Raw genomic sequence first — 13,109 nt, 5'->3', positions numbered from 1 at the left:
CGGTAAGTAAGGAGAGTGAAAAGGGGGACCATTTTTTATGAATACTTATGAGCAGATTTTGGATACGGCATATCAGTTATTTGCCCGAAACGGTTATGCGAAAACGAGTCTTTCCATGATAGCGAAGGAGGTCGGTATTTCCAAGCCCGCTATTTACTATTATTTTTCATCAAAGGAAGTATTGTTTGATGCGCTTCTGCAAGCGGTATGCGATGAAATCCGATTTGAAAAATACTTTTCACTTCCAGTCTTTACGGCAGACCGATTCGCGGAGCAGCTTATACAATGCGGATTGACGATGATCCAAGATCAGCGCAACGATCCGCTTTACTCCCTGCTTATGAAGGAATTTATGATTCAAAGCACTAGAGATGAGAAAATTTTGGCGCCTGTTAAAGCCATCATCGAGTCTTACGTGAAAGGGTTTGAAGATTTGCTTCAGCATGGGGTGAGGCTCGGAGTTTTGACGGGAGAGGATCTGCGGGTGAAAGCTGAAATGATGACGTTGGTCGTTGATCAAATCGACAATTATATGGGCTTAGGCATCGGGCTTGACTATGAAGGCTTATGGCGTCAATGCGTGCATCAAACTTTGCAGGGAGCTGTATCTAAGTGAGCGGCGGCAGGATTACAGGTTTTGATTTAGCTCGTGCTTTTTCCATATTTGGCATGATTATCGTGAACTTTAAAATTTCTATGCTGGCGGACAAAGGTGGACCGGATTGGCTAATAACCTTCGCAGGTTTGTTTGAGGGCAGAGCATCCGCTGTATTCGTCGTGCTGGCTGGCATTGGTTTTTCAATCATGACACGAAAAGCGCGACAAGGTAATCGGTCAGAAATGCAAAAGAGCAGAAATCTCGTTTGGAAAAGATCCATCTACCTGCTGCTTCTTGGTTTTATACTGCTCTTCCTTGGTTGGAGCGCTGATATTTTGCATTACTATGCGTTATTTTTATTTCTTGCATCATTTCTTATCCGCGCCTCTAACAAAATGGTTTTGAGCATTGCGGCTGTAATCGTGCTTGCTTCGCAATTTTTCCTTTTAAATTTTGATTATACAATTGGTTGGAACGCTTCCTTTCACACCTATACGGATTTTTGGACGATCAAAGGGTTTATGCGCCATTTATGGTTCAACGGCTATCATCCGGCGCTGCCTTGGTTTTCATTTTTTTTGGTTGGGATGTGGATGGGGAGAATGGATATGGCAGACCACCACGCTCGCAGAAAATGGTTGACCACCTCCTTAATCATTGCTATTGGGCTCGAAATCATTTCGGTTATCGCGATCAAAATTGGCAGCATCTACCTCGGGGGAGAAGCGGCTGTCTATTTATTTCAGACAAAACCAATGCCGCCGAATATATGGTACATGGCCACGGCAACAAGTACGGCCATCGCATTTATTTTGCTATCGGTTTATGTTGCGGAGATGAGGGGCGCACGTCGTTTCGTTTCCCTGTTTATCCAGACCGGTCAAATGGCATTAACGCAATACGTCCTGCATGTTATTGTCGGCCTTGGTTTTCTTGAGGCTATAGGCATTCTCGAAAATCAATCACTTCCTTTCGCCGTATTGTATTCGACTTTCTATTTTGCAGCAGCGATCTTTTTTTCTCACATATGGAGTTTGAAGTTCGATCGAGGTCCTCTTGAAGCACTCATGCGAAAGCTGTAGCGGCTAGACTTTAACTGAGCGTTCATTTAACATAGGGTCATGAGATACATGGGCAAGATCAAGACACTAATAGGTAAGCGGATTTTCACTTATTAGAATTGTTCATTTATTCGGGGGGAATGCACTTCTATGCTCGCAAAAAATGATAGGGATAACAAGAACATAAAGGTCATTATTACAGGAGCGACGGGGATGGTGGGCGAAGGGGTTTTACATGAATGCCTTAGTCATCTAGATGTGGAACAGGTATTGATTATAAACCGCAAGCCATCCGGCGTCACCCATCCCAAGCTAACGGAAATCGTGCTCGCTGATCTTTTTGATATAGCCTCCATTGAACCGCAGTTGAAGGGATACGATGCCTGCTTCTATTGTCTAGGTGTTTCTTCAGTAAGGATGAATGAAGCGGAATACAGCAGAATTACGTATGATTTGACCTTGCATATAGCAGGTTTGCTAGTCAGAACAAACCCGGAAATGGTCTTTTGCTACGTGACCGCGGGAGGAACGGATCGAACAGAACAGGGCAGAAGCATGTGGGCACGTGTGAAAGGGAAGACGGAAAACCATCTTTTGCAGCTGCCCTTTAAAGGCGCTTATATGTTCAGGCCCGGCTACATTCATCCGACAAAAGGCTTGAAAAATGCTCATCGTTTTTATGCGGCATTCACTTGGTTGTATCCGGTTCTGCGCCTGGTTCTTCCGAGACATGTCATTACACTTAGCGAACTCGGCAGAGCGATGATACACATCGTCAACAGAGGGTACGAATCGTCCATTTTGGAAAGCAGAGATATGGCTAAAGCCGCTCAAAATTAAGGCAATATTAAGGGATTAGCTGCTCCTGATTGCAATGAAGCCGCTCTATTCGATAGTCATAATTGTATTTGCACAGCTGAAGCAAATCGAATTTCAGCCCTCGCTTCGGTTGTGTAATGGCGGGCAGCTTTTTCCCGCTTGCCCTTATGGCAGCGCGTACACGCTTTCTGTCATCAATCGTGTTTACGATCAATTCGTCGGGGCTCGACTCGGCGTAACGAGTAATAAGAAACTGGTCACAAGCCGATTCACGATCAGAATGATCGAGCTTTACAAGCTGAAAGTCACGCAGCATGCCTTCTTGCACCTTTGCTACCAGCACATGCGTTTCCCCGAAAAAAAGCACATCTTGATCAATGACGGCTTCACGATCTACGATCTGCTTGTCTGCTGCCTGCTCCAGATTGCGGATGCTTTGCAGCATTTGCTGCGCCTTCTCAAACTCCATTTTTGCCGCATAGGCTTCCATCTTGCCGTATAAGGTTTCGATCAATCCTTGCCCGCGATTAGCGAGAAGCTCAGATGCTTGTCTCGTATGCTCCAGATAGTCGCCCTCAGCTATTTTGCCTTCACATACCCCGCTGCATTTGCCGATATGATACAGCAAGCATACCTGCTTGGGCATCTTTTTGCAGGTGCGAAGACCATAATGCTCCGTTACGAATTCAAGTAAGGCATCCCGAAAGCGCGCGCTTTTGAAAGGGCCTAAACGATGCGCGTCACTTGATGCAGCACCCCTTAGATTGCGTTTGCGATCGCGGTAATAGACATCGAGCCGAGGAAGCGGCTCTGCTGTAAGCTGCAAATACGCATAACCGCTGTTGTCTTTTTTTAACGCACGATTATAGGGTGGCTTATGTATTTTAATGAGGTTGTTTTCCAGCAGAAGGCTTTCCGCCTCGTTATTAACTAGCACAACTTCAATGGATGAAATCTCTTCGACAAGCTGCACTGTTTTTCGGACTGTATGATTTTTATGGAAATAAGAGCGAAGGCGGCTCCGCAAATTTTTTGATTTGCCGACGTAGAGAATAGTGCCGTGTGAATCCTTCATCAGATAGCAGCCAGGGCTCTGCGGGTAATCGCTGGCGTTAAATAAGAACGACATGGAACGTCATCCCCCTAATTCTATGCTTTAGAGCAAAATATCTCTCCGACACTATTCGACATCGCTTCGGATAAACCCTTGTATGAATGGTTCACTATCGTATTCTTATTTCTATATCAAAAAGAGGCCAACCTGTTAAACGGGCGGCCTCGAGCAGAACGTGCTGAGTGATTTGAAACCGAATTAACCTTGGCGTACTTCCGGCGCTGCTGTGATCATCCATTTGATTCCGAACTTATCTTCAATTTCTCCGAACAACGAGCCCCAAAATGCGGGTTCAAACGGGTGGGCAATGTGGCCGCCTGCTGCTAAATTTTCGAAGGCTTGCCGGGCTTCGGCTTCTGTTTCGAAGTCGAGAGCCAAATGAACGTTGTTCCCTTTAACGAGCGGTTCGAATACGGAATCCGACATGAAGAAGTTAACTCCGCCAGCGAGTACGCAGAGATGCAATACCTTATCCTTGAGCTCCTCGCTTGCATCTGGCAATTGCCCGTGCGTCATCATAGACTGGATCTCGCCCCCTAACGCCTGCATATAAAATTCGGCTTGCGCTTTAGCATCCTCCGACTTGATAAAGGTAGTGTATTTTGCCATTAGATAACTTCCTTTCCTCCGCTTAATGAAAATCCAACCTGTTGTCATCTTATCATATCGATTTGACTTAGGTTTCTTACGGATTGCTATTTTGAAAATGGCTCTCCTAAAGAAATATATTGTTTTATGTATATATATGCGATATATTTCTTGTGAGGCGTTCCAACTTCCTGAGGTACAAGGACTAGTCGAGGTACATTATGGGAATTATACAAAGGTTTACGTATAGAGAAGACTGACATTTTGAAAATGTATCCGACTCTGGCAAGCCTTGCACGGACTTGCTGCCGAGATGGCGACAACAGCCGTGCGGGCTGAGCATATTGAACAATTAACATCGATCAATGCTACATAAATGAGGAGTGATTTTCATGGAAAACAAAAAGGATTTACGTATTCGCAGCAAAGTGATTAGTGAAGGGGTAAACCGTGTTCCGAACCGGGCTATGCTAAGAGCGGTAGGGTTTCAGGATGAAGATTTCAAGAAGCCGATGGTCGGCGTGGCAAGCACATGGAGTGAAGTGACGCCGTGCAATGTTCACATTGACAAGCTGGCTGTACAGGCAAAAGAGGGAGTTCGCGCTCATGGAGGAGCCCCGTTGATATTTAACACGATTACCGTATCTGACGGCATATCCATGGGACATGAAGGGATGCTGTTCTCGCTCCCAAGCAGGGAAGTTATTGCCGATTCCATTGAGATCGTCGTAAATGCAGAGCGCTTCGACGGCTTGGTCGCCATTGGCGGCTGCGACAAAAATACGCCCGCTTGCATGATGGCGATAGGCAGAATGAATTTGCCTGCTGTTTATGTTTATGGCGGTACGATCCAGCCGGGCAAGCATAACGGCAAAGATGTGGATATCGTAACGGCTTTTGAGGCAGTCGGACATTATCAAGAAGGAAAAATGACGGAGGAAGAGCTCCATGAAATCGAATGCAGCGTATGTCCAGGCGCTGGTGCTTGCGGCGGCATGTATACAGCCAATACAATGGCTTCAGCCGTTGAAGCTTTGGGCATGAGCTTGCCTGGTTCATCATCCACACCTGCTATTTCCTCCTACAAGGCGGTTGAATGCGCAGAAGCGGGCAGAACGGTGATTGAGCTTCTTGAGAAGGATATTCGGCCGCGCGATATTATGACCAAGAAAGCGTTCGAGAATGCCATTACGCTCGTTATGGCTCTAGGCGGCTCGACGAATGCGCTGCTTCATCTTATGGCTATGGCGCATTCGGTCGAGGTTGATTTGACCTTGGACGATTTCGAGAGAATTCGCAAGCTCGTTCCACATCTGGCTGATTTAAAGCCAAGCGGCAAATATGTGATGCAGGATTTAAATGATAATGGCGGCGTGCCGGGCGTATTGAAGCTGCTGCTTGAAAAAGGGCTCCTTCATGGCGATTGCCTTACGGTAACGGGGAAAACATTAGCGGAAAACTTGGCCGAAGCACAACCATTGAAGGAAAATCAGCAGGTCATCCGGACCTTCGACAACCCGCTGAAACCAACGGGGCCGCTCGTCGTGCTAAGAGGCAATCTTGCTCCAGATGGAGCAGTTGCTAAAATGTCAGGCATGAAAAAATTAAAGTTTACCGGTCCTGCACGGGTTTACAATAGCGAGGAAGAGGCGACAGCTGCCATAACGAATGACGAAATTGTCAAAGGTGATGTGCTGGTCATCCGATATGCTGGACCAAAAGGTGGTCCCGGCATGCCGGAAATGCTCTCTGTTACCGCTTTGATCGTAGGTAAAGGCTTGGGCGGAGAGGTAGCGCTTCTAACCGACGGACGTTTCTCCGGCGGCTCTCATGGCTTTGTTGTAGGACATGTATCGCCGGAAGCGCAGGTAGGCGGTCCCATAGCACTGCTGCAAGAGGGCGATCTCATTACGATCGACAGCGAAGCGCAGGAAATTCAATTTAATGTTACGCCTGAGGAGCTGGCAGCAAGAGCGAGCGAGTGGATCAAGCCTCCGCTTAAATTTAAATCAGGCGTGCTGGCGAAATACGCAAAACTGGTATCCTCCGCATCAAGAGGCGCCGTAACCGATTTAGATCTGTAGATCATTCAACTGAAAATAAAGTGGGTCATTAAAATGGCTGTTGACTGATATCAATCATAAAAAAAGCCCTTCATTATCTAGAAGATAATGAAGGGCTTTTTGGTTTTGTTCTAGAAGTTGCGTTGGCCGCCTAATTGCTGTTCAGCGATTTGGACCAATTTTTTTGTAATATATCCACCAATCGAACCAGCATCACGTGTGGATAAATTGCCATTGTAACCATCTTGCGAGAACGGAACACCTAGTTGTTGTGCTGCTTCAATTCTCATTTGTGCAAGTGCTGCTTTTGCTTGAGGTACTACTAATTGGTTTGAATTTCTTCTGCTCATGTAAGTTCACTCCTTCTTTGGGTGTAAAGTTATTATGTCGAACCAATTGTAAATATATACAATCAAAACCAACAATTTTTTTTAAAAAAATAAACGGCCCCGAAGCGGTTATTGTTGCAGAAAGCGTCGATTTGGCAGAGCATCTTAACAGCCGAACGGCTGGTCAATCATTGACGGAGTATGCGAGCTCACGTATAATGCTTGAAGATTAGGATTTGCAGCTTCCTCGGCGAGCTGGCTGAGGAACGACAGCATGGAGGGACAGTATGGCTATGAACGGTACCAACATATATTTAAGGCCGCTTGCTCGCAAGGATGCGGAAGAGCTTCTAGCCGTCAGACAAACCAACTTCTCTTTTTTGCAGCCATTTGAACCCATCCGGCCTGAACATTACTTCACGCTTGAAGAACAAAGAAACCAAATCGACTATGGCAGGAAGGCTGCAGAAAATGACCAAGCCTTTTCCTTCGGCATATTTTTAAATGAAACGCATGCTTTGATTGGCCGAATAGAGCTGTCAGGTGTCGCCCGCGGACCATTTCAAAATGCGAACCTAGGCTATTTTTTAGATCAAGAGCATAATGGTAAGGGTTATACGACGGAAGCTGTATCCTTATGCGTCAAATTCGGTCTGGAACAGCTCGGCCTTCACCGGATTCAAGCAGGCGTAATGCCGAGAAACCTGCCATCCATCCGGGTGCTTGCGAAAGCCGGCTTTAGATATGAAGGACTTGCAAAAAGATATTTAAACATTAACGGCGTCTGGGAAGATCATGCCTTATATGCGATTACAGCTGAGGATTTGGCCAATCAAACAGACCGCCGTTAGCCGGATTTTAAAACAAGGAGCAACCTATGATGCTCCTTTTTCTGATTTTGAAATTACACGAGGGAATAAGATTCAGTCATACAGACAACAAGGGGACCTACATCATGCAAAAGCTATCAAGAAATCAAACGATATTTTTAATTTTATTTTTAGTCATCGTCTGGGGAGTTAATTGGCCGCTCTCGAAATATGCGCTCTCGTTCATGCCGCCGGTGCTTTTTTCCGGAATAAGAACGCTGCTGGGGGGCGTGCTGCTGCTCGTTATTGCAATTCCGCGATATAAACGTTTGCATTTTCGTGAAACATGGATGATTTATGTCGTATCGGCTATCGTTAATGTTATTTTATATTATGGCTTGCAGACGATTGGCCTAAAATATTTGCCGGCAGGCCTGTTTTCGGCGATTGTATTTTTGCAGCCCGTACTCGTCGGATTATTCTTTTGGCTATGGCTTGGGGAATCAATGAACGGCTTGAAGATTACGGGACTAGTTCTGGGCTTTTCGGGCGTGGGCGTTATTTGCAGCGGTGCAGGAGGCTTGTCCGGACATATTTCCGTTGCAGGCATATTACTCGCCCTTGGATCATCGCTTAGCTGGGCTTTAGGCACGATTTACGTGAAGAAGAAGGGGCCAAGCGTCGACCCGATTTGGCTTGTTACGCTTCAATTAATAATAGGCGGCTTGTTCATGACCCTTTTGGGCTCAAAGGTGGAAAGCTGGTCTGATGTGGTTTGGACACCTGCGTTTATGGTGACTCTGCTGTTTATTTCGGTGTTTGTCATCGCCATCGGGTGGTTGGTTTTCTATAAATTAATGGATTCGGGCGAGGCAAGCAAGGTAGCGTCCTTCACCTTTCTTATTCCGTTAGTCGCCATTTTGACTGGAACGTTATTTCTGAACGAGCCGTTCACCGCATCGTTACTGCTCGGCTTAGTACTCATTCTTCTCAGCATTTATTTTGTGAATCGGAAGGCTTAAACGCTCGATCAATCAGGCTTCTCATCACAAGCGGAGGAGAGGTTTTTTTTTATATTTTGACGTATCCTGTTTACAAAACCGCATATCGTGTTTATTATCCTAATAGAATGATTCTAAACATATACAGAAAGAGAAGTGATTTCCTATGAAAAAAATAACTTTTTTGGTATTCAGCTTTGTCATGGCAATTGTCTTCACAACATCAGCTTTGGGGGGGACCACTGCAGATGCGGCCGTAAAGAAACAGTATCTTGACATCTCTGAAAATGTTTTTTACTACGGTCAAGTAAAAAATGGAAAGCCGCATGGAAAAGGAACAATGACTTGGTATCCGACAAAATCCTATTCCGGAGATTGGGTGGATGGCAAGCGCACTGGAACCGGCAAGTATGTGCACAGGTACAAGAGTGACAACAAAGATTTTGTCATTACATACGATGGTCAATGGAAAAAAGATTTGAAAGTAGGAAATGGCTCTTATTCTACGAAGGTTACTGACCATAATGGGAAGGTTGAGCTGCATAAGATTCAATTTGGCACCTTCGCGAATGATCGCTTTGCGGCGGGATTCTCCGTTGCCCATTCCTTGGCAGGTCAGCCATATAGCTTCAATTATAAGGATGCCAATACGAACATTCAGTTGTCCGGGTCGAATGTGAATATGAGAAAAGTATGGACGGAAGGTAAATTCGAATCGATACAGTACACGAATTACGGCGTGACGAGGGAATATTCCGTAGCTTCGAGCAAAAGCTCTGACGAGTCAGTCGTGAAGGAAAATAAAGCTAATCTAAAATATTTGCAAAGCATTCAGTCTGAAATCAATTTGTATCTAGATAAATGGGAGCGCTTGTCCAGAAGGGTTCCTTTGGCTTAATATTTAGTTAGTCAGTATGCGAATGACTCCTTTATGAGAAGGGAGTCATTTTTTTTGTCAGAAATCCTTTGTGCCGCGAGTCTATATAGTAGGTCAACTTTATTTTGCGAGGAGCATCGACTTGATTAACTTGGATGACAACGGACAAAGCTGGGGAGAGCTTGCGGATGGCGAGCTAGTTATGCATGCGCAATCGGGCAGCCATGAAGCATTTGGCGAGCTGGTTAGAAGGCATAGAGCAGAGGTGTACGGTTATGCCAAAATGATTACGCATGAATCGTTTTTGGCGGAGGACATCGTACAGGATGCTTTGATTAGAGCCTTTATGCACCTTGGGAAGCTAGTGGAAATTGAACGTTTTTTGCCGTGGGTTCATCGCATAGTTCGCAACCAAGCCATTACGAAGCTAAAGAGCAGCTCGGTCAGCAAGGAGCGTACTTTTACGGAGCTGGGCCACTTGATGCCTAATAGGCACAGCGATAGCGATGAAGTCAGCGACCTGGATGGCATATTGAGTCGTCTGAACCGTTCGGCAGAAGAAAGCTCAACCAAACAAGGGCATCCGGAAGAGCGATTGATGCAGAAGGAAACGCTTAAAGTATTGACGCAGGTCATTAGCTGTCTGAGGCCAAGAGAGCGGCTTGTCTTCGAATCCCATTTCTTTGATCAGCTGTCACCGCAGGAGATCGCAAAGCTGTTTCAGCTTTCATCCTCCAATGTGTATCAAATCATTTCGCGATCACGGAAAAAAGTTATTCAAGAACGACTCCGCATAACGGTTGACTCCTATGTTAAAACGAGAAGGGATATGGGATGGATGAAAAAACAAATTTTACCGAAAAGCGAGACTTTTGCTGAAGCGAGGTCATGGAATACCGCTGTAGATTCATTGTACACGATGCTGAAATATACGAATAAAGGTTTAACCTTTCCGATGGTTATGGGTTTGACAGGGCAAGCTTTCCGAATAAATATAATACCGGGGAGCGTTCATATCGCTGGGCCAACCGCTTACCCTTTTGGAGAAACCATGGCCAGAGGGCTGAAGAACATAGGGTTTCTCGCCAAATATGTTGATGGCATGAATGCTGCGATTGGCCCAAATACCAACTTAATCGACCAAGCTTTGGTAGGGAAGGACGCTATGGACAAGCGGGAAATTCATCATGCGCTGCCAGAAGCGCTCGGTTTGATCCATCGTTCCATTAAGGAAGGCTATCCGGTGCTTGCATGGGATATCTTCTTTCCTGAATTTGGACTTATTTATGGTTATGACGATGGAGAAAAGCTGCTTCATGCCTATGAATGCTGCCGATTAGATACGCTTCCTTATGAAAATTTGGGCCGAAGCGTACTTGAAGAAATATTTGTACTCGCGCTTGATGAGCCATTCGGCATCAACCAGAAAGATCAGCTGCGGAGCGCATTGCAAATGATTGTCGAGCATTATGACGGGGAAGAGAGCACCAGCTCTTCCGGATCGGTCAAGGGCATTAAGGCGTACGATGTATGGTGCGATGCACTCCGAGAGGGAACGGTCGAGCCGAACGGCAATGCCTACAATATTGCTGTCATTATGGATGGCCGCAAGCATGCAGCACCTTTTCTAAATGAGATCATGGCAAGCTGGCCGCAAGCAGATGATGTTGATAACCGAATTCGGGAGCTGCTCGGGGAAGCTGCACAGCTGTACGAGGGAATTTCCTCTCATTATGAGGCGCTTCATCACATGTTTCCTTTCCCGGAGGGCGGAGAGCCAGGCAGCGAAATGAACGCTCGCAAGTCGATCGAGCATCTTCAAGCGATTAAGAAGCAGGAGGAAGCAGCCGCCCAGGTTTTCCGCATGTTATTACAACAGTTAGGATGATATCAGCATTCAAATCAATATCCTAATACAACGACAAGCCTGTATCGGAGTGATTTCCGAGGCTTGTCGTTTTTTTATATATCCACTTGAATGTAGAAGTCTTGCAGCAAGCGTCTTAACCCATCTGGATCGCTAAGCATGGGCAAATGCCCGGTCTCTAAGCTTTGAACGAATTGCGGAGAGAGAGCGGATACCATTTTATTTTGCAGGGACAGGCCAAATTCCTTATCCAGGCTTAACTTCACATATAGTTTAGGAACATCTGGTATGGGAGCATCGACACGATCCGTATATACGCGAAGGGATTCAGGAATGAAGCCGCTCACAATCTCGGCCGTTTGCGCTGGCGTCAGATCGTTGCAAAGCCCGGACCGAATCGCGGACTCAGGCGGCTTTGTGCCCATTTTCGGCAAAATGGCAGACAGCAGCATCCGTTTAGGGAAAGGCAAAACCGATAGAAATGAACCGCCTTTACTCGGAATGGCTGCTCCAACAGCAACAAAGCCTGCCAAGCGATCAGAAAATTCGTAGGCGAGTCTAAGCGCAAGAACGCCTCCGAGCGAGTGAGCCACAATAATGAACCTTCGAACGCCCCATTCATTTACCTGTTTTCGCAGATGGGACACATAATCCGCCAGAGCTAGCTCCTTCCTCGCTTCAACCGTTCCTTCTCTAAGCGGAAAATCAACCAACAAGGATGGCTGGCTCATTCCGTCTGCCACTTTGCTCCACACTTCGCCCTTCATTCCAGCTCCATTTACGAATACGAACCCTATCTTTTGTTGAATCAGTTCTTGTTTATTCATCGCTATTCTCCTCCGTGAACCATCGTTTATCCTTGATTACAATTTGATAATAACAAATAAACAAGACAATTATTGTCTTATTTATAGAATAAGATAAAATAAAAAGTATCGAGTGAGAGCGAGGGCTAATTATGCAAAAGTCACAGCGGTTAATCCAGCTAATTATGATGATCAACGCGAGAAAGTCCTTTACCGTAAGAGAGCTTGCCGATGAATTTGGCTTATCAAGCCGGACTATTACTAGGGATTTGCAGGAGCTTAGCGAGCTAGGCGTTCCCATCTATTCCATACAGGGCAGAGGGGGCGGCTATAAGCTGCTGCAGGAGAGATTGCTCCCGCCGATCAGCTTCTCGGAGGGCGAGGCAATCGCTATTTTTTTCGCTTGCCAGTCCTTAAATTATTTCAGTTCCTTGCCATTCGGCGAGGGAGCCGGCTCAGCGCTCCATAAGTTTTATCATTACTTGCCTGCTGATGTAAGGGAGCAGATTGACCGCTTGAAAAATCGGGTGATGATTTACAGCCCGCACAGGCAAATGTCTCGTGATGTTCTTCAAACGCTTCTGCAGGCGATTATGATTCGCAGCGTCGCAACGATTGAATACCGCTCGGGCAGCGGCATATCGAAGCGGGATATTCAGCCGATCGGCCTCTACGCGAGCTCTGGGTATTGGTATTGCCCTGCCTATTGCTTTGTGCGCGAAGAAGTAAGGCAATTCAGGGCTGACCGGATTCTCTCCGCCACGCTCAACGAAAGGTTCCCTTGCCGGGAAGACATCGAGCAACAGACGCTGCTGAACGTACCGGAGAAAGACCATCTGGAACAAATCTTGCTTCTGCTGGAATTGACGGAAAAAGGGGTGTGGCTGCTCGAGTCCGAAACGAGGTTTGCTCCGTTTATTCAACGCTCCGAAGCAGGCAGCGGAACTGCGGCCATTTCTATTGCGGCGGAGGATATTCCGTTTTATGCGGAACGGATTTGGCAGCTAGGCGAAGACGCGAAAATAACGGGACCGGCAGAGGCTGTTGCCTACATGAAGCAAAAAATCGAAGCAATGCAGCTGCTGTATTAACATTGTCAAGTACTACGGAAATATGGTACTAGGTGGACGCTCCGAACTCGTATATAGTTGATTTATCCGAGAGTACAGTCAGGTTC

Annotated in this window: 13 protein-coding genes; 9 read left to right on the top strand and 4 right to left on the bottom strand. The window is 46.2% G+C overall.

The window, feature by feature from the left end; genetic code table 11:
• The first annotated feature begins 37 nt into the window (after positions 1–37).
• From HI950_RS28175 to HI950_RS28165, 3 genes are all read left to right on the top strand, one after another.
• On the top strand, positions 38–616 hold the full coding sequence (locus HI950_RS28175) for a TetR/AcrR family transcriptional regulator (protein WP_169088881.1): 579 nt from the start codon (positions 38–40) through the stop codon (positions 614–616).
• Positions 613–1,680: a DUF418 domain-containing protein gene (locus tag HI950_RS36825; protein WP_317618462.1), complete on the top strand. Its 1,068-nt coding sequence runs from the start codon at positions 613–615 to the stop codon at positions 1,678–1,680. Before HI950_RS28175 ends, HI950_RS36825 begins: the two co-directional genes overlap by 4 nt.
• A 129-nt stretch (positions 1,681–1,809) precedes the next feature.
• A complete protein-coding gene (locus HI950_RS28165; RefSeq protein ID WP_169088883.1) occupies positions 1,810–2,499 on the top strand; it encodes an NAD-dependent epimerase/dehydratase family protein in 690 nt (229 codons plus the stop codon).
• A 7-nt stretch (positions 2,500–2,506) separates the two neighbouring features.
• Here HI950_RS28165 and HI950_RS28160 read toward each other — a convergent pair whose 3' ends face one another.
• Positions 2,507–3,607 (bottom strand): GIY-YIG nuclease family protein, encoded by a 1,101-nt coding sequence (locus HI950_RS28160; RefSeq protein ID WP_169088885.1) that lies wholly within the window; start codon positions 3,605–3,607, stop codon positions 2,507–2,509.
• 183 nt (positions 3,608–3,790) lie between these two features.
• A complete protein-coding gene (locus tag HI950_RS28155) occupies positions 3,791–4,201 on the bottom strand; it encodes a VOC family protein (protein ID WP_169088887.1) in 411 nt (136 codons plus the stop codon).
• A gap of 371 nt (positions 4,202–4,572) precedes the next feature.
• Between HI950_RS28155 and ilvD the strand changes: the two genes are divergently transcribed.
• Complete coding sequence (gene ilvD, locus HI950_RS28150; RefSeq protein ID WP_169088889.1) at positions 4,573–6,264, top strand: dihydroxy-acid dehydratase; 1,692 nt, start codon at positions 4,573–4,575, stop codon at positions 6,262–6,264.
• Between the two features lie 110 nt (positions 6,265–6,374).
• Here the strand turns inward: ilvD and HI950_RS28145 are convergent, their stop codons facing one another.
• Positions 6,375–6,593 carry an alpha/beta-type small acid-soluble spore protein gene (locus HI950_RS28145; protein ID WP_169088891.1) on the bottom strand — a complete coding sequence of 73 codons (219 nt, stop codon included), beginning with the start codon at positions 6,591–6,593 and terminating at the stop codon, positions 6,375–6,377.
• A gap of 266 nt (positions 6,594–6,859) precedes the next feature.
• Here HI950_RS28145 and HI950_RS28140 point away from each other — a divergent pair, with 266 nt between their 5' ends.
• The 4 genes from HI950_RS28140 (at position 6,860) to HI950_RS28125 (ending at position 11,147) form a co-directional block, all read left to right on the top strand.
• Positions 6,860–7,423, top strand: coding sequence for a GNAT family N-acetyltransferase (locus tag HI950_RS28140; protein WP_169088893.1), 564 nt, complete (start codon positions 6,860–6,862; stop codon positions 7,421–7,423).
• 104 nt (positions 7,424–7,527) lie between these two features.
• Complete coding sequence (locus HI950_RS28135) at positions 7,528–8,403, top strand: DMT family transporter (protein WP_169088895.1); 876 nt, start codon at positions 7,528–7,530, stop codon at positions 8,401–8,403.
• A 145-nt stretch (positions 8,404–8,548) separates the two neighbouring features.
• Complete coding sequence (locus HI950_RS28130) at positions 8,549–9,280, top strand: MORN repeat-containing protein (protein WP_169088897.1); 732 nt, start codon at positions 8,549–8,551, stop codon at positions 9,278–9,280.
• A 121-nt stretch (positions 9,281–9,401) separates the two neighbouring features.
• On the top strand, positions 9,402–11,147 hold the full coding sequence (locus HI950_RS28125; protein ID WP_223285555.1) for an RNA polymerase sigma factor: 1,746 nt from the start codon (positions 9,402–9,404) through the stop codon (positions 11,145–11,147).
• A gap of 74 nt (positions 11,148–11,221) precedes the next feature.
• On the opposite strand, the gene HI950_RS28120 is transcribed toward HI950_RS28125, so the two are convergent.
• Positions 11,222–11,953: an alpha/beta fold hydrolase gene (locus tag HI950_RS28120; RefSeq protein ID WP_169088899.1), complete on the bottom strand. Its 732-nt coding sequence runs from the start codon at positions 11,951–11,953 to the stop codon at positions 11,222–11,224.
• 131 nt (positions 11,954–12,084) lie between these two features.
• Here HI950_RS28120 and HI950_RS28115 point away from each other — a divergent pair, with 131 nt between their 5' ends.
• Positions 12,085–13,023 (top strand): helix-turn-helix transcriptional regulator, encoded by a 939-nt coding sequence (locus tag HI950_RS28115; RefSeq protein WP_169088901.1) that lies wholly within the window; start codon positions 12,085–12,087, stop codon positions 13,021–13,023.
• Positions 13,024–13,109: the final 86 nt, after the last annotated feature.

Source organism: Paenibacillus sp. PL91, assembly GCF_012935325.2.
Taxonomy (GTDB): Bacteria; Bacillota; Bacilli; order Paenibacillales; family Paenibacillaceae; genus Pristimantibacillus.
The sequence above is the reverse complement of the archived record's forward strand: the minus strand, read 5'-3'. Positions and strand labels throughout refer to the sequence as shown.